This window comes from Streptomyces sp. 11x1 (genome assembly GCF_032598905.1).
In the GTDB taxonomy this organism is placed as follows: Bacteria; Actinomycetota; Actinomycetes; order Streptomycetales; family Streptomycetaceae; genus Streptomyces.
In genome coordinates, this window is record NZ_CP122458.1 from 4,415,289 (window position 1) to 4,435,316 (window position 20,028).

Annotated in this window: 17 protein-coding genes; 3 read left to right on the forward strand and 14 right to left on the reverse strand. The window is 71.5% G+C overall.

All coding sequences use genetic code 11. The annotated features are described in order from the left end of the window. Positions 1-8: 8 nt before the first annotated feature. Positions 9-1,169: an NADH-quinone oxidoreductase subunit D gene (locus P8T65_RS19235; RefSeq protein ID WP_316726517.1), complete on the reverse strand. Its 1,161-nt coding sequence runs from the start codon at positions 1,167-1,169 to the stop codon at positions 9-11. A 31-nt stretch (positions 1,170-1,200) separates the two neighbouring features. On the opposite strand from P8T65_RS19235, the gene P8T65_RS19240 reads away from it, so the two are divergent. Both P8T65_RS19240 and P8T65_RS19245 read left to right on the forward strand, forming a co-directional pair. Further along, positions 1,201-1,716 (forward strand): PH domain-containing protein, encoded by a 516-nt coding sequence (locus P8T65_RS19240; RefSeq protein ID WP_316726518.1) that lies wholly within the window; start codon positions 1,201-1,203, stop codon positions 1,714-1,716. Between the two features lie 29 nt (positions 1,717-1,745). Continuing rightward, the gene (locus P8T65_RS19245) at positions 1,746-3,086 is read left to right on the forward strand and encodes a PH domain-containing protein (protein ID WP_316731637.1); all 1,341 of its coding nucleotides are present in this window, start codon (positions 1,746-1,748) and stop codon (positions 3,084-3,086) included. Positions 3,087-3,311: 225 nt separating this feature from the next. Here the strand turns inward: P8T65_RS19245 and P8T65_RS19250 are convergent, their stop codons facing one another. Together P8T65_RS19250 and P8T65_RS19255 are read right to left on the reverse strand one after the other, a co-directional pair. Further along, entirely contained in the window at positions 3,312-4,991 is a 1,680-nt protein-coding gene (locus P8T65_RS19250; protein WP_316726519.1) for a hypothetical protein, read from the reverse strand. Between the two features lie 427 nt (positions 4,992-5,418). After that, positions 5,419-6,543 carry an alpha/beta hydrolase-fold protein gene (locus P8T65_RS19255; RefSeq protein ID WP_316726520.1) on the reverse strand — a complete coding sequence of 375 codons (1,125 nt, stop codon included), beginning with the start codon at positions 6,541-6,543 and terminating at the stop codon, positions 5,419-5,421. 193 nt (positions 6,544-6,736) lie between these two features. Here P8T65_RS19255 and P8T65_RS19260 point away from each other — a divergent pair, with 193 nt between their 5' ends. Then, complete coding sequence (locus P8T65_RS19260; RefSeq protein ID WP_316726521.1) at positions 6,737-8,635, forward strand: phosphatidylglycerol lysyltransferase domain-containing protein; 1,899 nt, start codon at positions 6,737-6,739, stop codon at positions 8,633-8,635. A gap of 61 nt (positions 8,636-8,696) precedes the next feature. Here P8T65_RS19260 and P8T65_RS19265 read toward each other — a convergent pair whose 3' ends face one another. From P8T65_RS19265 to dacB, 11 genes are all read right to left on the reverse strand, one after another. Continuing rightward, positions 8,697-9,182 carry a DUF3180 domain-containing protein gene (locus tag P8T65_RS19265; RefSeq protein WP_217177138.1) on the reverse strand — a complete coding sequence of 162 codons (486 nt, stop codon included), beginning with the start codon at positions 9,180-9,182 and terminating at the stop codon, positions 8,697-8,699. Positions 9,183-9,301: 119 nt separating this feature from the next. Beyond that, the gene (gene folK, locus P8T65_RS19270; protein ID WP_316726522.1) at positions 9,302-9,913 is read right to left on the reverse strand and encodes a 2-amino-4-hydroxy-6-hydroxymethyldihydropteridine diphosphokinase; all 612 of its coding nucleotides are present in this window, start codon (positions 9,911-9,913) and stop codon (positions 9,302-9,304) included. Beyond that, entirely contained in the window at positions 9,910-10,269 is a 360-nt protein-coding gene (gene folB / locus P8T65_RS19275) for a dihydroneopterin aldolase (RefSeq protein ID WP_316726523.1), read from the reverse strand. The genes folK and folB overlap by 4 nt, the downstream gene beginning before the upstream one ends. Positions 10,270-10,545: 276 nt before the next feature. Then, positions 10,546-11,049 (reverse strand): nuclear transport factor 2 family protein, encoded by a 504-nt coding sequence (locus P8T65_RS19280; protein WP_184905103.1) that lies wholly within the window; start codon positions 11,047-11,049, stop codon positions 10,546-10,548. Then, on the reverse strand, positions 11,046-11,912 hold the full coding sequence (folP, locus tag P8T65_RS19285; RefSeq protein ID WP_316726524.1) for a dihydropteroate synthase: 867 nt from the start codon (positions 11,910-11,912) through the stop codon (positions 11,046-11,048). The genes P8T65_RS19280 and folP overlap by 4 nt, the downstream gene beginning before the upstream one ends. A 94-nt stretch (positions 11,913-12,006) precedes the next feature. Further along, complete coding sequence (gene folE / locus P8T65_RS19290; protein WP_316726525.1) at positions 12,007-12,612, reverse strand: GTP cyclohydrolase I FolE; 606 nt, start codon at positions 12,610-12,612, stop codon at positions 12,007-12,009. 200 nt (positions 12,613-12,812) lie between these two features. Beyond that, a complete protein-coding gene (gene ftsH / locus P8T65_RS19295; RefSeq protein WP_316731638.1) occupies positions 12,813-14,828 on the reverse strand; it encodes an ATP-dependent zinc metalloprotease FtsH in 2,016 nt (671 codons plus the stop codon). A gap of 190 nt (positions 14,829-15,018) precedes the next feature. Then, positions 15,019-15,579 carry a hypoxanthine phosphoribosyltransferase gene (gene hpt / locus P8T65_RS19300; protein ID WP_215448309.1) on the reverse strand — a complete coding sequence of 187 codons (561 nt, stop codon included), beginning with the start codon at positions 15,577-15,579 and terminating at the stop codon, positions 15,019-15,021. A 93-nt stretch (positions 15,580-15,672) separates the two neighbouring features. After that, on the reverse strand, positions 15,673-16,839 hold the full coding sequence (gene tilS / locus P8T65_RS19305) for a tRNA lysidine(34) synthetase TilS (protein WP_316726526.1): 1,167 nt from the start codon (positions 16,837-16,839) through the stop codon (positions 15,673-15,675). Positions 16,840-17,029: 190 nt separating this feature from the next. Then, a complete protein-coding gene (locus tag P8T65_RS19310) occupies positions 17,030-18,154 on the reverse strand; it encodes a zinc-dependent metalloprotease (protein ID WP_316726527.1) in 1,125 nt (374 codons plus the stop codon). A gap of 179 nt (positions 18,155-18,333) precedes the next feature. Continuing rightward, complete coding sequence (gene dacB, locus P8T65_RS19315; protein ID WP_316726528.1) at positions 18,334-19,974, reverse strand: D-alanyl-D-alanine carboxypeptidase/D-alanyl-D-alanine-endopeptidase; 1,641 nt, start codon at positions 19,972-19,974, stop codon at positions 18,334-18,336. Positions 19,975-20,028 lie beyond the last annotated feature (54 nt).

Sequence of the window (20,028 nt, forward strand, 5' to 3'; positions counted from 1 at the left end):
GGGTGCGGCTACTTGTCGATGTCCCCCACCACGAAGAAGAGCGAGCCCAGGATGGCCACCATGTCGGCCACCAGCGTTCCCGGCAGCAGCTCCGTGAGGGCCTGGATGTTGTTGTACGAGGCGGAGCGGAGCTTGAGGCGGTAGGGGGTCTTCTCGCCCTTGCTGACGAGGTAGTAGCCGTTGATGCCGAGGGGGTTCTCGGTCCAGGCGTAGGTGTGTCCCTCGGGGGCCTTGAGGACCTTCGGCAGCCGCTGGTTGACGGGACCGGGCGGGAGTTCGGCGAGACGGTCCAGGCAGGCGTCGGCGAGGGCGAGGGCGTTGTGCGTCTGCTCCAGCAGGCACTCGAAGCGGGCGAGACAGTCGCCCTCGTCACGGGTGACGACCTTCAGGACGTCCTGGAGATCGCCGTACGCCAGATACGGCTCGTCGCGCCGCAGGTCGAAGTCGACACCGGAGGCGCGGGCGATGGGGCCGCTGACTCCGTACGCGTGCACGGTCTCCGGGGCGAGGACGCCCACGTCCCGGGTGCGGCCCCGGAAGATCTCGTTGCCGAGCACCAGGTCGTCGAAGACGTCCATGCGGGAGCGGACATCGGCGACGGCGGCACGCGCGCGTGCGGTCCACCCCGCCGGCAGGTCCTCCTTCAGACCGCCGACCCGGTTGAACATGTAGTGCATGCGCCCGCCGGAGATCTCCTCCATGACGGTCTGGAGCTCCTCGCGCTCCCGGAAGGCGTAGAAGACCGGGGTGATGCCGCCGAGCTCCAGCGGGTAGGAGCCGAGGAACATCAGGTGGTTCAGGACGCGGTTCAGCTCGGCGAGGAGCGTGCGCATCCAGACCGCGCGCTCCGGGACCTCCATACCGAGCATGCGTTCGACGCCGAGGACGACGCCGAGTTCGTTGGAGAAGGCGGAGAGCCAGTCGTGACGGTTGGCCAGCATGATGATCTGCCGGTAGTCGCGCGCCTCGAAGAGCTTCTCCGCGCCCCGGTGCATATAGCCGATCACCGGCTCGGCGTGCCGGATGCGCTCACCGTCGAGGACCAGCCGCAGCCGCAGCACACCGTGCGTGGACGGATGCTGCGGGCCGATGTTCAGCACCATGTCCGTGCTCTCGGCGGCACCGCCGATACCGACCGTCGTCTCTCGGGTCTCCGTCGGGGGAGTCATGGACACAGTCTGTCGTACGTACGCTGGCGTCATGGAGACGGGGAGCGTGGGGACCTTCGAAGACGGCGCGGGGCGGACGGAGGACGAGCCGGTCTGGACCGGACTGCCGCCGGGGCTGTTGCGGATGAGGCGGTTGTTGCTGGTGGTGTGGCTGGTGCCGATCACCGTCGCGACGGCCGTCCTGCCGGGCTGGCTGGCGGGGCCGCCCTGGGCGGCGTTCGCGCTGCTGCCCTTGGCGCTGCTGCTCTGGGGCTGGCCGATGCTGGGGCGCAACTGGCGGTCGTGGCGGTACGCCGAACGGGCGGACGACCTGTTGATCAGCCGGGGTGTGCTGTGGCGCGAGGAGACTGTCGTGCCGTACGGGCGTATGCAGCTGGTCGAGGTGACCTCCGGTCCCGTCGAGCGGCACTTCAACCTGGCGAGCGTGCAGCTGCACACGGCCGCGGCCGCCACGGACGCGTGCATCCCGGGCCTCGACCCGACCGAGGCCGAACGCCTGCGCGACCACCTCACGCAGCTGGGCGAGGCCCGATCGGCGGGGCTGTGACGGTGCCGGCGCAGGAGGCGAACGGCGCGGTGGGGGACGACGCGGGGCGGGTGGACGACGCGGTGGAGGCGGAGAAGCCGGTCGTCGAACATCGGCTGCATCCCGTGACGCCGTTGCGGCGGGCCTGGGCGCCGGTGGCCGTGCTGATCGGGTGGGGGGTGCACGATCCGGACGGAGCGCAGCGGCAGCTGATGCGGCTCGACACGTCGACCCTGCTGATCGGGCTCGCGGTGTTCGTCCCGGCCGCCGCCCTCTACGGCTTCCTGACCTGGTGGTTCACCCACTTCGCGGTGACCGACAGCGAACTGCGCATCCGTACCGGCCTGTTGTTCCGCCGCACCGCCCACATCCGTCTCGAACGCATTCAGGCCATCGACGTCACCCGCCCGCTGCTGGCCCGGATCGCGGGCGTCGCCAAACTCAAACTCGACGTCGTCGGCACCGGCAAGAAGGACGAGCTGGCCTATCTCGGCGAGGCGCACGCCGGCGCGCTACGGGCCGAACTCCTGGCCCGCGCGGCCGGTTTCGCGCCGGAGACGGCGCACGAGGTGGGCGAGGCGCCCGTACGGCAGCTGCTGAAGGTCCCGGCGGGTGTGCTCGCCATGTCCCTCGTCCTGACCGGCGCGACCTGGGGGACCCTGGTGGCCGCGGTCGTCGTGCCGTCCGTGCTGTGGTTCGCCACGGGGAGCGTGTGGAGCGTCCTCGCGACCGCGCTGCCGCTGCTCGGTGCGGCCGGGGCGAGCAGTGTGGGGCGGTTCGTCGGGGAGTACGACTGGACGGTCGGCGACTCCCCGGACGGGCTCCGCATCGACCACGGGCTCCTCGACCGCACCCACGAGACGGTGCCGCCCGGTCGGGTGCAGACGGTGCGCATCGTCGAACCGCTGCTGTGGCGGCGCCGCGGGTGGGTCCGGGTCGAGCTGGACGTGGCGGGCTCGACCAACTCCGTCCTGCTGCCGGTCGCCCCGCGTGAGGTGGCCGAGTCGGTCATCGCGCGGGTGCTGCCGGGGGTGAGCGTGCCGGACGCCACGGCGCTCGTACGGCCGCCGGGGCGTGCACGGTGGTGCGTGCCGTGGTGGTGGCGGGGGTACGGGCTGGCCGTGAGCGACGCGGTGTTCGCGGCGCGGCACGGGCTGCTGCGGCGCCGGCTCGATCTCGTGCCGCACGCGAAGGTGCAGAGCGTGCGGCTGTCGCAGGGGCCCTGGCAGCGCTACAAGGGGCTCGCCGACGTCCACGTCGACACCGGCGCCAACAAGACCGTGACGGCGCGACTGCGGGACGCGGCCGAGGCGGCGGACCTGCTGCGGGCCCAGGCGGAACGGTCCCGCACGGGACGGCGGGAGGCGTTGCCGGATCGGTGGATGGTGTAGGGCGGGGCGATTCCTGCAGCTCCACCTTCGCCCACCCGTGCCGCCCCAACGGCACGACTGCCCGCAGGTAGGGCTGGGCAGGGGGCAGGGGACCGGGGGAAGAGGCCGGGCCCCGGCTGCCCGCGAGGGTGGGTAGGGACTGCCGGGCTGCCGGGCTGCCGGACAAAACAGTGCGGCCGCCCGCCGGGAGGGGCGGGCGGCCGGAGGTAGGCGCGTGATCGGTGGTCAGGACGCCGCTGTGCGGAGACCCTGTACGTCGATCTGTTCCGTTTCGTCGTGGGCCGTGAGGTCGATGACCTGGCCGATCCCCCGGGAGGCCTCGTCGGCGCGCTTGAACTGCGCCTCCGACTCGGCCTTGTGGAGCGCGAGGGCCTCCTGACCGACCACGTCGGCGAGGTCCTCGTTCTGCACGGCCTCCAAGGCCTCCGCCGACTTCTGCATACCGAAGAAGTCGAACCCTCCCTCGACGGCCGTCCGCCGCCGCGGCGCCGCCGGGACGACCGCCACGGCCGTGGGCACCGTGAAGTGACCGACCGACGGAACCACCGGCTCCACACGCCCCGAGGGCTCCACGCGGGTCAGCTCCCCCACCCCCGTCGAGCCGGCCGGTGCGGCGACCACGGGTACGGGGCCGCCGGCGGCGCGCTCATGTCCCCGGGTCGCCGCGGACTTCCCCACCGCGTCGCCCTCCTCGGCGGTGAGCACCGGAACGGGCTCCTCCTCCGCCTCGGCGGAACGTCCCTGCCGGGTGCCCCCGTCCGTGGGCCCGTCCGGATCGCCCTTGGGGGAAGGCCCCTTAGGGGAACCACCCTTCGCTCCCTCGCCGCTGACCGTCCCGTCGGCGGATTCGGCTGATGCGGCGGACTCGGCGGATTCGGTGGCCGGGCCGGGTGCGGCGGTGGCCTGAGTGGGCTCGGTCGACTGGCTGGTTTCGGCAGACGTCTCGACCGTCTCACTGTTCTGCTCGCCGACTGTGCCGTCCTCCGGTCCGTCGACCGAGTCGTCCACAGCCCCATCGAGGGACTCGTCAGCAGCCTCGCCGACGCCCTCACCAGCACGCTCATCGGTGAACTCGTCCACGTCCCCCGCCACTACGGACTCGGCGGCAGCCTCCGCCTCCGCCTCGGCGGCCCCGGCGTCCTCCTCGCCCTTCACCGAGCCCCGCTGGGTGATGATCCGGTCCAACGCCGAGTTCGCGCGCAGGAAGAGCGACGAACCGGCCGGCGAGAACACCGCGGGCGCCGACTTCTCCTCCCCCGAGCCCTCCTCCTCGGCCTCGGCCCGCCCCGCAGAAGCACCCGCACCCGCACCCGCACCCGAGTCGGCACCGGCACCCGCCCCGCCCTTCGCGCCCTTCCCGTCCTGCGCCGCCGCCCTCTCCGCCGCGGCCTTGGACGCCGTCTCCCACGAGGCCCAGGGCGCCCCCGGCGCGGGAGTCCCCTGCGGCGGCACCGTCGAGGTCCGGGACGCCGCCGTGGTTCCGCCGTCGCCGTCGCCGTCGCCCGCGTCCGCACCCGCCGCCGGCAACGCCCGTGCGTCCTCGGGGGCGGTCGTCTCGATCTCCAGCAGACGGCGGCCCTCCAGGGCGCTGGCCCGCTCGGTCTCGGCCGTGGCGTAGCGCCGCAACAGCGCGGCGTGCTCGTTACGGAGGTTGGCCAGTTCGGTGCGCTTGGCGCGGAGCTTGTGCTCCAGCTTGGTGCGCAGCTCGCGGGACTCGTCGAGGTCGGTCTCCAGTTCGGCGACCTTCTCCTCGTGACGCCACTCGTCGCTCGCCCGCGCGCGCGTGAGGTCGGCGACGCGTTTGCCGGCCTCCACGTCCCAGCGGCGCATGACCGCCGCGCCCACGGCCGCGGTCGCCGCGGCGACGGCGGCGGTGACCCGGAGCACCGCTGGCTCGGAGAACATCCATGGCCCAAGGGCGCAGACGAGCGAGACGCCTGCGATCGCCGTGGGGGGCAGCAGCCTGTGCAGAGGCGGTGAATGGCGGTGACGTCCACGTGGCATGGCCAGAAACTTACCGCGCGTAGGCGAATGATGGTGCCCCGGGACGCAAAAACTCAGCCGCCCCTCTCACCTCTCACAAACCCTCACAAGGTTCCTCACCGCCGGTGCCGCAATGCGCCCACCGGCGGCTCCTCCTCTGGATCAACCTCATTGATTCCGGATACGTCTTGGCCGCATCCGTCTCTTTCCCCGCCGGTGAATTCCGCGAATTGCGGGACCCGCCGCCGAACCGTTACCGAACTCGTCGCCGACCCGTCGCCGTGCCGTGACCGACCAGCCCTTCGACGGCGCACGACCACCCGGCGTCAGCCACCCTCCCCGGCCCACTTCACCGGTCGCTCAACCGCCCGCTGATCCACTGCAACGTCGCCGGGATCTCCCGGCGCCAGGTGTTGAAGTTGTGCCCGCCGCTGTCGAGGATGATCGACGAGATCCGCGTCGGCCGCATCTCCTTCACCTGTTCGATGAACTTCAGCGTGGCCTTGTAGTTGGCCTCCCCCTGTTTGCTGCTGGTGACCAGCAGAGAGGTGTCCGGCGCCGGACGGTGCTTCAGATACCAGAACAGGTCCGCCTCGTTCCGCAGCGTCTTGTTCCCTTGGAAGAGATCGCCCGTCGTCGGGTCGATCGGCGCCTTGTAGTACGGCGAGAGGCCCGCGCCGGCGGCGAACACCCGGGGATGGTGCATGGCGAGTTTCAGCGCACAGTAGCCACCGGTCGAGTCGCCGATGACGCCCCAACTGCCGGGCTTCTTCCCGACCCTGTAGTGACGCCCCACGGCGTCCGGCAGATCCCGGGCGAAGAACGTCTCGGTCTGCGGCCCGCCCGGCACGTCCACGCACTCGGTGTCGCGCGGCGGCGCCACGGTCGGCCGCAGCATCACCAGGATCATCGGCTGGGCCTTCCCGTCCCGGGCCAACGCGTGGGCCGTCTGCGGGAAGTGGAGCCCCTTGATCAGCGCCTCGGCGGTGCCCGGGTAGCCGGTGAGGACGACCGCGGCGGGGAAGGTGCGGGTGCGGTACCGGGGCTGGAAGTACTCCGGCGGCAGATACACGTACGCCGGGCTCGCGATCCGGCTCGTACGGCCGACGATCTCGACCTTCTGGATCTGGCCGCCGACCGCGGGACGGCCGCCCCCGGCCACGTTCACCTGCTGGGTGTCGACGACCCGCAACGGGCCCCCGGTGTCGGCCCCGTCGTGGTCGACGACCACCCCCTGCCCGGTCTCCCGGCCGAGGAGGTCGGCCCAGCTGGCATAGAACCCGAAGGCCTGGTTGGCGGCGAGGCCGACCGACACGAAGACGGCGACCTGTGTGGCCAGCAGGACGACGATCCGACCGCCGACAGCCCGCCACCCGCGCCGGGCCAGCCGCGGCCACAGCCACACCGTGCCGACGAACAGCAGTACCGCGGACAGCACCGCCAACACCAGGACCTTGTTGCTCGTCAGACCCATCGGGTTGTCCCCCGCCGACCTTTCTTTCCTTGTCTTTCCCTGCCCTTTGGTTCAGCTTTCCGATGGAGAGTGAACCTCCCCCGCCGAGCCACCGTCCTAGAGGGCGCAATGTCGCCGGATGCCGGAAAAGGCGCCGGATCCAAGCTCTCTCGCGGAACTACGGGATGCGATGTCTGTCAGGACAGATGGGGAAATGTCGGGTGGGGTTCCGATCCGGTCGGACCGACTCGCGCCGAGCGCCGACCGGCAGCCGAAGGACGCACACCCGGGCGCGGCGCCGGGCATCCTGCGCGGCGTGCTGCGCGGCGTGCTGCGCGGCGTGCCACGCGGCCCGCACCCCGAGGCCGTACCCGCCCTGGTCGCCAGGGCCTGCACACTCGTCGGGCTCGTGGACATCGCCGCGGGGGTGTTCCCCCGCTTCCGCAACAGCCGTATGCACGCCCTGGCCGAGGTGCTCCCCGGCGCGCTCGGCCCGTTCGCGGCGGCCCTCTCGCTGAGCGTCGGCGTCCTGCTGCTGCTCCTCGCGCACGGTCTGCGCCGACGCAAGCGACGGGCCTGGCGGGCGGCCGTGGTCCTGCTCCCGGCCGGGGCGATCGCCCAGTTCACCTACCGCCACTCACTCGTCGGTGTGCTCATCTCGCTCGCGCTGCTCGTCCCGCTGCTGCGCCACCGCGACGAGTTCCGCGCCCTGCCCGATCCCACCAGCCGCTGGCGGGCACTCACCAACTTCGTGCTGATGGGCGCCGGTTCGATCGTCCTCGGTCTGGTCGTCGTCAGCGTCCACCCCGGACGCATGGTCGGCGACCCGAGCCTCGCCGACCGGCTCGAACACGTCATCTACGGCCTGTTCGGCTTCGAGGGCCCGGTCGACTACGCCGGCAGCACGTCCTGGACGGTGGCCTTCTCCCTCGGCGCCCTCGGTCTGCTGACCGCCATCACCACCGTCTACCTGGCCTTCCGCCCCGAACACCCGGCGGCCCGCCTCACCGACGACGACGAGGCACGGCTGCGCGCCCTGCTCGACAGGCACGGCGGCCGCGACTCGCTCGGCCACTTCGCGCTCCGCCGGGACAAGGCGGTCGTCTTCTCCCCCAGCGGCAAGGCGGCGGTGACGTACCGCGTCGTCTCCGGGGTGATGCTCGCCAGCGGCGACCCGATCGGCGACGTCGAGGCCTGGCCCGGCGCGATCGAACGCTTCATGGACGAGGCGAAGGCCCACTCCTGGACCCCGGCCGTCATGGGCTGTTCGGAGACCGGGGCGGAGGTCTGGACCCGGGAGACCGGCCTGGACGCCCTCGAACTGGGCGACGAGGCGGTGGTGGATGTCGCGGATTTCTCCCTCGCCGGACGCGCGATGCGCAACGTGCGTCAAATGGTGAAGCGCATCGAACGGCTGGGTTACGAGACCCGGGTACGGCGTGTCCGTGACCTCGGCGAGGCGGAGCTGGACCGGATCCGCCGCGCCGCCGAGGACTGGCGCGGCACCGACACCGAGCGCGGCTTCTCCATGGCCCTCGGCCGCATCGGCGACCCGGCCGACGGGGACTGCCTCATCGCCACCGCCCACAAGGCCGACGAGGTCCCGGGCCCGTACGGCGACCTCAAGGCCGTCCTCCACTTCGTGCCCTGGGGCCCGGACGGCGCCTCCCTGGACCTGATGCGCCGCGACCGCTCCGCCGACCCCGGCATGAACGAACTCCTCATCGTCGCGGCCCTCCAGGCCGCCCCCCGCCTGGGCGTCCGGCAGGTCTCCCTGAACTTCGCGATGTTCCGCTCGGCCCTGGCCCGGGGGGAGAAGATCGGCGCGGGCCCGGTCCTGCGCGCCTGGCGCGGCCTGCTGGTCTTCCTCTCCCGCTGGTTCCAGATCGAGTCCCTCTACAAGTTCAACGCCAAGTTCCGCCCCCGCTGGGAACCGCGCTTCGTCGTCTACGCAGCCTCCCGCGACCTCCCGCGCATCGGCCTGGCCGCCATGCAGGCCGAGGGCTTCGTCGACCTCGCCCTGCCCCGCCTGCTGCGGCGCCGCGCGAAGGCTCCGGCCCCTTGCGCCCATACGATGCGCTCGGCGGAACACTCGGCGCGCAGCGCGGCGTGAACGGTGCGGCCCACGCGCGACGGGCCGCCCGCCCCCGCAGCCCCGCCGGAGCCCTGTCGCGCTACGTCGCCCGCGCCGCCCCGCCGCCCGTGTCGTCGTCCTCCGGAAGCTTGCAGACGCGCTCCAGGAAGAAGGCGGCCACTATGACGGCGATGCCCGCGAGGACGGAGAAGCCAGCGTAGATGGCCTGGTCGCGGCGGGCCGGGACCTCCAGATACTCCAGGAGGAAGACGCCGACGCCGCCGTACATCCCGGCGACGAGCGCGGCGACGAGGGCGCTGGCCTGGCCGAACACGACCGCGCGGGCGGCCATCAGGGGATCGACGCCCTTGGCCTCCGGCCGGCGCTCCCGCTGGGCCTTGAGCCGGCTGCGCAGGGACAGTGCGGTGGCCGTCAGGACGGCGGCGATCAGGGCGAGCACGATGGGGGCGGCCAGCGGGACGCTCGGCAGGGTGTCCACCGAGTTCCACAGCCGGGCCCCGGCCCAGGACAGCACCCCGGCCACCACGAACACCGCGGCCAGCGTCCTGATGCGCAGCTCTTTCACGATGCCCCTTCGACGAGCCCGATGGTCCACGGACGCCGGGCCCACGGGCGCCGGGTGGTCGGCCCGGCCGGTGGTCCCGACGGCGTCGGGGATGATCCCGACCCGGTAGACCTTAACGACTACTCGGGCAGCTGGAGTTCCAGGTCGGCGCGGGGCGACACGCCCTCGCGGGTGATGCCGTCCAGGAGCTGGGCGACCGGGCCGCGGCCGGCGAGCCGGGCCTCCGGCTCCACGTCGTGCCACGGCGCGAGGACGAAGGCGCGCTCGTGCGCCCGCGGGTGCGGCAGGGTCAGGGCCGGGTCGTCGGAGACGACGTCCGCGTACGCCACGATGTCGACGTCCAGCGTGCGCGCGCCCCAGCGCTCGTCCCGCACCCGGTGGAAGGCCTCCTCCACGGCCTGGGCCCGCTCCAGCAGCGAGGAGGGCGGCAGGGTCGTCTTCAGCACCACCACCGCGTTGAAGTACGAGGGCTGGCTGCCCGGCTCCACCCCCCACGGCTCGGTCTCGTACACCGGCGACACGGCCTTGACGCGGACGCCCGGGGTGTCCTCCAGGGCGTCGACGGCGCCCTGGAGGTTCTCCAGCCGGTTGCCCAGGTTCGAGCCGATGGAGATCACCGCCCGGCGGGGGTTGTGCAGCGTCGTGTCGGCCTCGTCCACCTTCTGCACGACGGAGGCCGGCACCGGCTGGACGGTCGGGTCGCTCTGACCCCCGGCGAAGAACGCGGTCATACTCGGCTCCGGGTGATGGTGACGGTCGTGTCGTCGAAGGGGACCGTGATCGGCGCGTTCGGCTTGTGGACGGTGACCTCGACCTCCTGGACCACCTCGTGCCGCAGACACGCCCGGGCGATGCGCTCGGCGAGCGTCTCGATGAGGTTCACCGGCTCGCCCGCGACGATGGCGACGACCTCCTCCGCCACGATCCCGTAGTGCACGGTCTTCGCCAGGTCGTCGTCGGCCGCGGCCGGACGGGTGTCCAGCCCGAGCGTCAGGTCCACGATGAAGGTCTGGCCCTCCTCGCGTTCACCCGGGAACACCCCGTGGTACCCACGGGCCCTGAGGCCGCGCAGCGCGACACGATCCACGCGAATCACTCCTGCAGTCGTCGGGAACGGCCGATGTCCTCCGTGTCGTCCGAACACGGTCGGCACCCCGGCCACCTTCGAATCTACCTGCGGGCACTGACAGCGCTCACCCCCCGGAGGACTCGATTCCACTTCCGTACGGACAGGGTTCACCGAGCGTTCTCCCAGGGAACGCGACGGCTCATGGGTCGGAAGCCGCCCCTACCCGCGCCCCCGGGTTCCCAATCACCCCTTGGGCCCTACGGGCCACCGGCCCCCTCGGGAGGGTGACTCCGCTCAGGAAGGCGACTCCTCGCCCTCGTCGTCGTCGGACTCCGTCAGGACCGGGGACCCGTGGTGCGACCAGAGCTTCCAGCCGTCGGGTGTGCGACGGAACACATTCGTGGCGACCACCAGCTGCCCCACGAGCGGCCCCAGCTCGTCACCGCCGTCCGGCGCCGGGCCGCCGCTGAGGATGTTCTCGGTGCACGTGACGAGCGCGGTGTCCCCGGTGACCGAGACGTGCACATCGGTGAGGAAGAACTGGATGTACTCCGTGTTCGCCATGATCAGCGCGTACGACCGCAGCACCTCGCCGCGCCCGGTGAGCACCGGCCAGCCGGGATGGACGCAGGAGATCACACCGGTCTCGGCGGGGTCGTGGTACTCCTCGTCCACGCCCACGTCGGCCGGGGTCAGCCAGAGCGCGGAGAGCGTCTCGAAGTCGCCCTGTTCCAGGGCCTCGTAGAAGGCCCGGTTGGCGAGTTCGACCTGTTCGACGTCGAGGTGGGGAGCGCTCACCGCTCACGGGCCCCTTCGATGGCACGGGTCACCCGGACCGCGTCGGCGGTGGCGCGGACCTCGTGCACCCGGACCGCCCAGGCGCCCTGCTGTGCGGCCAGGGCCGACACGGCGGCCGTGGCGGCGTCCCGTTCCCGCGCGGGCGGCGGGGCGCCCTCGGAGCCCGCCAGCACCCGGCCGAGGAACCGCTTGCGGGAGGCGGCGACCAGCAGGGGCCGGCCGAGGCCGTGCAGCCGGTCGAGGTGCGCGAGGAGGGCGAGGTCGTGCTCGGCGTCCTTGGAGAAGCCCAGGCCGGGATCGACGACGACGCGGTCCGCCGCGACTCCGCCCTCCAGGACGGCCTCCACACGCGCGTGCAGCTCCTGGAGCACCTCGGCGACGACGTCCTCGTAGACGCCCCTCACGTTGCCGCCCTGGAGGAAGCCGCGCCAGTGCATCACCACGAAGGGGGCGCCCGCGTCGGCGACCACCGGGATCATCGCGGGGTCGGCCAGCCCGCCGCTGACGTCGTTGACGAGCGCCGCGCCGGCGGCGAGGGCCTGCTCCGCCACGGACGCGCGCACGGTGTCCACGGAGACGGTGACGCCCTCGGAGGCCAGCCCTCGCACCACCGGGACGACTCTGCGCAGTTCCTCCGCCTCGTCGACCCGGGGCGCGCCGGGACGGGTCGACTCACCGCCGACGTCCACCAGGTCCGCGCCCTCGCCGACCATGTCCAGGCCGTGCTTGACCGCCGCCGTGGTGTCGAAGAAGCGGCCCCCGTCGGAGAAGGAGTCCGGGGTGACGTTGACGACACCCATGACCGCACAACGGTCCCATCGGGGCAATCCGGCCACCCACCCACGCCGGTTCTGCTTGCTCATGCGTCAAGCCTAGGCCCCCGCGCGCGGCCGTGGTCCGGCGCTCCCGGCTCCGAGGAGTCAGAGGGCCACCGAGGGCCAGGGGGCCACCGGGGAGTCAGTGGGCCATGATGAGGCTCATCGCCTCGTTGCGGGTCGCCGCGTCCCTGAGCTGGCCGCGCACCGCCGACGTTATGGTCTTCGCGCCGGGCTTGCGGATGCCCCGCATCGACATGCACATGTGCTCGCACTCGACGACCACGATCACCCCGCGCGGCTCCAGGATCTCCATCAACGAGTCGGCGATCTGCGTCGTCATCCGCTCCTGCACCTGCGGACGCCGGGCGTAGACGTCCACGAGCCGCGCCAGCTTCGACAGCCCGGTGATCTTGCCGCTGGTGGAGGGGATGTACCCGACGTGCGCCACGCCCCGGAACGGCACCAGGTGGTGCTCACAGGTCGAGTAGACCTCGATGTCCTTGACCAGGACCATCTCGTCGTGACCGAGGTCGAACGTGGTGGTCAGCACATCCTCCGGCTGCTGCCACAGCCCCGCGAAGATCTCCTTGTACGCCCGCGCCACCCGCGCCGGCGTCTCCCTCAGGCCCTCTCGGTCGGGGTCCTCGCCGACGGCGATCAGCAGTTCCCGTACGGCGTTCTCGGCGCGCTTCTCGTCGAATTCGCCGACGGTGCCCTCGCCGTCCAGCGTCACGGGGTCGGTCATGTCGTGCCTCGCTCCTGAGCCTGTGACACGTACGGATGACGCGTCTCGTCCTCGGCCTTCTTGCGGCCCTCTTTCGGCCATACAAAATGCCGCGCCCCCCAGGCTAGAACCAGGGGGACGCGGCAATCATTCCGGGCCTCACGAGGCGGCCTGGGCCGGGAGCGGCACGCTCCCGGTGGCCGGTTCTCATCGGTGGAGGGTCAGCTCTCCGTGCTCTCCTCCGGGGTCGCCTCTGCGGGTGCCTTGGTGGTGATCGCCGGTGCCGCGCCGTTGGAGCCGTTCGTCAGTGCGAGCTCCTTCGGGGAGAGCACCGGCGGACGGGTCGACGGGGTGCGGCGGGAGGAGCCGGTCCAGGCGGGCCGGGCCGGACGCTTGACGATGGCGGAGAAGATCTCGGCGATCTCCTCCTTGCCCAGCGTCTCCTTCTCCAGCAGCTGGAGCACCAGGTTGTCGAGGACGTCGCGGTTCTCGACCAGGATCTCCCAGGCCTCGTTGTGCGCGTTCTCGATGAGCTTCTTGACTTCCTCGTCCACGAGCGCGGCGACCTCTTCCGAGTAGTCGCGCTGGTGAGCCATCTCACGTCCGAGGAACGGCTCCGTGTTGTCGCCGCCGAACTTGATGGCGCCGAGCCGCTCGGTCATGCCGTACTGCGTGACCATCGCGCGGGCCAGGTTGGTGGCCTTCTCGATGTCGTTCGCGGCGCCGGTGGTCGGGTCGTGGAAGACCAGTTCCTCGGCGGCGCGGCCACCCATCATGTACCCGAGCTGGTCGAGCATCTCGTTGCGGGTGGTCGAGTACTTGTCCTCGTCCGGCAGGACCATCGTGTAGCCGAGGGCACGGCCTCTCGACAGGATCGTGATCTTGTGGACCGGGTCGGAGTTGGGAGAGGCCGCCGCGACCAGGGCATGTCCACCCTCGTGGTACGCGGTGATCTTCTTCTCCTTGTCCGACATGATCCGGGTCCGCTTCTGCGGGCCCGCGACCACACGGTCGATCGCCTCGTCCAGCATGTGGTTGTCGATCAGCTTCCTGTCGCTGCGGGCCGTCAGGAGCGCGGCCTCGTTCAGGACGTTGGAGAGATCGGCACCCGTCATACCGGGGGTGCGGCGGGCGACGGCGCCGAGGTCGACGTCGGGCGCGACCGGCTTGCCCTTCTGGTGGACCTTGAGGATCTCCAGACGGCCCTGCATGTCCGGGCGGTCGACCGCGATCTGACGGTCGAAACGGCCTGGGCGCAGCAGTGCCGGGTCCAGGATGTCCGGGCGGTTCGTGGCGGCGATCAGGATGACGCCGCCCTTCACGTCGAAGCCGTCCATCTCGACGAGCAGCTGGTTGAGCGTCTGCTCACGCTCGTCGTGACCGCCGCCGAGACCGGCGCCGCGGTGGCGGCCGACCGCGTCGATCTCGTCGACGAAGACGATCGCCGGGGCGTTCGCCTTGGCCTGCTCGAAGAGGTCACGGACCCGGGAGGCACCGACGCCGACGAACATCTCGACGAAGTCGGAACCGGAGATCGAGTAGAAGGGGACGCCCGCCTCGCCGGCGACGGCGCGCGCGAGGAGCGTCTTGCCCGTACCGGGCGGGCCGTACAGCAGCACACCCTTGGGGATCTTGGCGCCGACGGCCTGGAACTTGGCCGGCTCCTGCAGGAACTCCTTGATCTCGTGGAGTTCCTCGACGGCCTCGTCCGCGCCGGCGACGTCGGAGAACGTCGTCTTCGGGGTGTCCTTGGTGATGAGCTTGGCCTTGGACTTCCCGAAGTTCATGACCCGGGAGCCGCCGCCCTGCATCTGGTTCATCAGGAACAGGAAGACGACCACGATGAGGACGAAGGGGAGCAGAGACAGCAGGATGCCGACGAAAGCGTTCTGCTTGGTCGGGGAGACCGTGTAGCCGTCGGGGATCTGCTTGTTCTGGAACTTGTCCTGCAGGGTGTTGGCGAGGGTGACGCCCTGGTCGCCGATGTAGCTCGCCTGGATCTTCGAGCTGCCCTCGATCTTCTGGCCGTCCTTGAGCTGAACCTTGATGGTCGACTCTTCGCCGGTGGTCAGCTTGGCTTCTTTGACCTTGTTGTCATTGATCGCCTGGACCACCTGGCCGGTGTCCACCGTCTTGTAGCCGCCGGACGAGCCGACGACCTGCATCAACACGACCACGGCAAGGACGGCCAGCACGATCCACATGACTGGCCCACGGAAGTATCGCTTCACGTCCATCCATACGGAGCGGTGCCGCCCCGTCCCTCCTGCCATAGTGAGTTTGATAAAAGACTGTTCTTCGGACGGTACCCCAGCATTGTGACCCGAAGCCGCAGGGGACTGCTCGCAATCCCGTCCTCGCATGCTCCAACGGCGCGAAACCCGCTGGGGTTCCCGAGCGTCTTACGGGGAATGAGCCGGAACCGGTTCAACCGCCGTAGACGTGGGGCGCGAGCGTACCGACGAACGGAAGGTTGCGGTACTTCTCGGCGTAGTCGAGGCCGTAGCCCACGACGAACTCGTTGGGGATGTCGAAGCCGACCCATTCCACGTCGATGGCGACCTTGGCGGCGTCGGGCTTGCGCAGCAGGGTGCAGATCTTCAGGGACTCGGGCTCGCGGGAGCCGAGGTTGGAGATCAGCCAGGACAGGGTCAGACCCGAGTCGATGATGTCCTCGACGATCAGGACGTGCCTGCCCTTGATGTCGGTGTCGAGGTCCTTGAGGATCCGCACCACACCCGAGGACTGGGTGCCCGCGCCGTAGGAGGACACGGCCATCCAGTCCATGGTGACCGGGGTGGACAGCGCCCGGGCGAGGTCCGCCATGACCATCACCGCGCCCTTGAGGACACCGACGATCAGCAGGTCCTTGCCCGCGTACTCCGTGTCGATCTTCGCGGCCAGCTCGGCCAGCTTCGCGTCGATCTCTTCCTTGGTGATGAGCACCTCTTTGAGGTCGGTGCCCATGTCTTTCGCGTCCACCCGCATCACTTTCGGTCGTCCCAGGGCCGGCCCCGGACGCCCGCGTCCCGTGTGCGGGAGGCTTGGGGCCCGTCGCGCGGGCCCCGTCGGCGTCCGGTTTCAGCCTTGCCGAATCACCAGTCTGCCACCCTGCCGCTGGGCGACGACCCGGCCGGGGAGATTGATGGCCCCCTGACCGCGCCAGCCGGTGATGAGACGGTCGATCTCCTCGATGTGCCGGGCGAAGAGGGAACCCGCCGGCGCTCCGGCCTCGATGGCGGCCCGGCGCAGGATCCGGCGGCGCACGGCGGGCGGCAGGGCGTAGAGCTTGGCGCACTCCAACAGGCCCGCCGCGTCGCGGACGGAGGCCTCCGCCTGGCGGGCCCAGGTGTCGAGGGCGTCGGCGTCGTCCCGGGAGAGCTGGGCCGTACGGGCGAGGGCCTCGACGACGCCCTTGCCGAGCGCCTTCTCCAGGGCGGGCAGGCCCTCGTGGCGGAGCCGGGAGCGGGTGTAGGCGGGGTCGGCGTTGTGCGGGTCGTCCCAGACGGGCAGCGACTGGACCATGCAGGCCTTGCGGGCGGTCTGCCGGTCGAGCTGGAGGAAGGGGCGGCGGTAGCGGCCGTCGGCCCCCGAGACCGCGGCCATCCCGGACAGGGAGCGGATGCCGGAGCCGCGGGCGAGCCCGAGGAGGACGGTCTCGGCCTGGTCGTCGCGGGTGTGGCCGAGGAGGACGGCGGTGGCACCGTGGCGTTCCAGGGCAGCGTCCAGGGCGGCGTAGCGGGCGTCCCGGGCGGCGGCCTCGGGGCCGCCCTCGCGGCCGACGGTGACAGCGACGGACTCGACCGGGTCCAGGCCGAGTTCGCGCAGGCGCAGGGCGACTTCCTCGGCGCGCAGGTCGGAGCCGGGCTGCAGACCGTGGTCGACGGTGATGCCGCCGGCGCGGACGCCGAGCCTGGGTGCCTCGAAGGCGAGGGCGGAGGCGAGCGCCATGGAGTCGGCGCCGCCGGAGCACGCCACGAGCACGAGCGGGCTCTCGGGGGCGGCGGATCCCGGGCGGGAGGCACCCGGGCGCGCGGAACTGCCGCGCCTCACCTCGACGGGCACAGCCGCGGGGGATACGGCCGTGGGGGGCGTGGGCGCCGGTGGTGCGCCCGGGTCGGAGGGCGCGCCCGGGAGCGCGCGGGCGGGCGCGTGCGAGGTGGTGTTCGTGTGGTGTTCGGTGAGGAGGTCGTGGAGTACGCGGCGGACCGCCAGGCGTATCGCCGCGACCGCGGGGTGGGGACCCATGTCCGGTTCCCTTCATGAAATTGTCGGGGGCGAGCCCGAGCTCTGTCACTCAGAGTGTGTAGATGGTGACAGAACCGGGCGGTTCCCCGAGCATTGCACGCCTACCCCTCGCTCACGGTCCCTCGGACGGGTGATTGGAGGGGCGTTCGCCTGCCGTCGGCCGGATACGTTCACCACGCTCGCGCGCGGCTCACGACTCCGCCTTGCGATGCACCCGCGCGACCCAGTCCGCCGGTTTGGCGATCTCCGCCTTGGTCGGCAGGGTGTTCGGGGAGGTCCAGACGCGGTTGAAGCCGTCCATGCCGACCTGTTCGACGACCGCCCGTACGAACCGCTCGCCGTCCCTGTACTGCCTGAGCTTGGCGTCCAGGCCCAGCAGTTTGCGCAGCGCCTGGTCCAGGCGGGAGGCACCCTTCGCACGGCGCTGCTGGAACTTCTCGCGGATCTCGGCGACCGAGGGCACGACGGCCGGACCGACGCCGTCCATCACGAAGTCGGCGTGACCCTCCAGAAGGGACATGACGGCGGTGAGCCGGCCGAGGATCTCGCGCTGGGCGGGGGTCTGCACCAATTCCACGATCGAGTGACCGTCGTCGCCGACCTCCCCCTCGGGTCGGCCACCCGCGAGTGACTGGGCGGCCTCCCTGATGCGCTCCAGGAAAGTCGTGGGGTCGACCTCCGTCTCCCCCAAGAACGACTGGATTTCACCCTCAAGGTGGTCCCGGAGCCAGGGAACGGCGGTGAACTGCGTGCGGTGCGTCTCCTCGTGCAGACAGACCCAGAGGCGGAAGTCGTGGGGCTGCACGTCGAGTTCGCGCTCCACGTGCACGATGTTCGGGGCGACGAGCAGGAGTCGGCCGCCGCCGTTCTCGCCCGCGGGGAGGTCGCGGGTCGCGGGAGCGAAGGTCTCGTACTGGCCGAGGACCCGGGAGGCCAGGAAGGACAGGAGCATGCCCAGCTCCACGCCGGTGACCTTGCCGCCGACCGCGCCGAGGACGGCCCCGCCGGGGGTGTTGCCGCGACGTTCCTGCATCTTGTCGAGCAGCGGCTTCAGCAGTTCCCGGAAGCCGGCGACGTTGGCCTGGACCCAGCCGGGCCGGTCGACGACGAGCACGGGGGTGTCGTCGGCCGTGTCGGGGAGCATCCGGGTGAAGGCGCGGACGTGCTCCTCCGAGGCCTTCGCGTGTCGGCGGAGCTCGGCGACGATGGCCCTGGCCTCGTCGCGGCTCACCTCGGGGCCCGGCCGCACGAGCCGGGTCGCGGTCGCCACCGCGAGATTCCAGTCGACCATCTCGGCACCACCGATACGAGTCATGTTGTCAACCGTACGGGAGCGCTGCCTCTGGGGGCAGGCCGTGGGGGGTGGGGGGGTGCCTTGGCGGCAGTGGGTACGTGCGGGTGGGTGGGGGTTCTCGCGCCCACGCGGCGGAGCCGCATATCGACACAGCCCCGCGCCCCTGAAAAAGCAGGGGCTGCGCCCCGTGCTTTTCCCCGTCACCGGCAGCCGCAGGTGGCCAGGGACGAGGTGGCGTCCGTCAGGGCCTTCTTGGCCGGGTCGGTGTTTCCCAGAGGGGTTTCCGTGGCGAGGAAGGCGAAGGCGAGGAGGCGGCCGTCGGCGTCCACGACGGTGCCGGCGAGGGTGTTCACGTTGCTGAGGGTGCCGGTCTTGGCGCGGACGATGCCGGTGCCGGTGGCGTCGCTGGGGTAGCGGGTGCGCAGGGTGCCGGTGAAGCCGGCGACGGGGAGACCGGTGAGGACGGGGCGGAGTTCGGGGTGGTCGGGGGCCGCCGACTCGGCGAGCAGGGCGGTGAGGAGGGCGGGGGTCAGCGCGTTGCCCCGGCTGAGGCCGCTGCCGTCCGCGAACTCGACCCCGTCCAGGGGAACTTCGAGCTTCTTCAGTTCCTTCTTGATGGCCGCCGCGCCGCCCTCGAAGCTCGGCTGTTCGCCCGTCGCGAGCGCGACGTGGCGGGCGAGGGCCTCGGCGATGTCGTTGTCGCTGTTGGTGAGCATGCGCTCGACCAGGGTGGTGAGCGGCGGGGAGGAGACCGCGGCGAGTTCCTTCGCGTTCTTCGGGGCCGCCGCGTCGCCCTCCGTCCTCACCTTGATGTCCCGCTCCTCCAGGAGGTCCGCGAACTCGGCGGTCGCGGCCGCCGCCGGGTTCGGGTCGCGGTCCGCGTCGCCGCTGGAGGAGTCGTCGAGGCGGGCCTCGTCGACCATCAGCGGGACGACGAGGGCGAGGTTGCCGTTCCTCCCGATGGTGTGCTGCTCGGGGCCCTCGTAGAGGGAGACGTCGTGGGTGAGGGTGATCTCCTTCAGGTGACGCCTGTCGAGGGCGTCGGCGGTCCGGTCGGCGAGGGTGCGCAGGCTCGCGTAGCCCTCGGTGTCCTTGTGCGCGGTGAGGGTGGGGTCGCCGCCGCCGACGAGGACGACCTCGGCGGAGTCGGGGTCCAGGACCGTGCGGGTCTGGAGGCGGTGGTCGGGGCCCACCGCCGAGAGCGCCGCGACGGCCGTGGCGATCTTGGTGGTCGAGGCCGGTGTCAGGGCCTCCTCCGCGTTCTGGGAGTACAGCTGCTCGCCGGTCTCGACGTCGACGACGGAGGCCGCCCGGCGGGGGCCCAGGACGGGGGACTTCAGGAACGGGTCGAGCAGGGCCGCCAGGGCGGCGGAGTCGGGCGCCGAGCCCGCGCCGGAGGTGCCGCCGAGGCCGGCCAGGACGGCGGGGGCGCTCGGCGCGGGCTTGGGCGCCCCCGCCGCCGTACCGGAACTACGTCCGTGATCTGCGCCACCCTGGCCCTCGCGCGATGCCGCCCAGTCGCGCTCGGCCGTACGCTGACCGGAGGAGTCCCAGGGTCCGGCGGCGGCCACCGCCCCGGCCGAGAACACCAGCCCCAGGGTGGCCGCGCCGGCGGTGAACTGGAGGGTCGTGAGCTTCTTCGTGCTCCCCGCGAGCTGCGAGGAGCGTGCCGTGACGGCGCTCGTGACGCGTACGACGCCGGGTTTCACCGCCTGTGCGACGCGCGCGGCACCGGGCTTCACGGCGCGTGTGACGCGCACGATCCCCGGCTTCACGCCGTGCACCACCCGCACCACACGCGGTCTCGCGGCCCGCCAGACCTTCGGCTCCCGCACGACCACCAGCCCCTTTCGCGATCACACACCTGCGTGAGGGACACTTAACCACCAGAACTA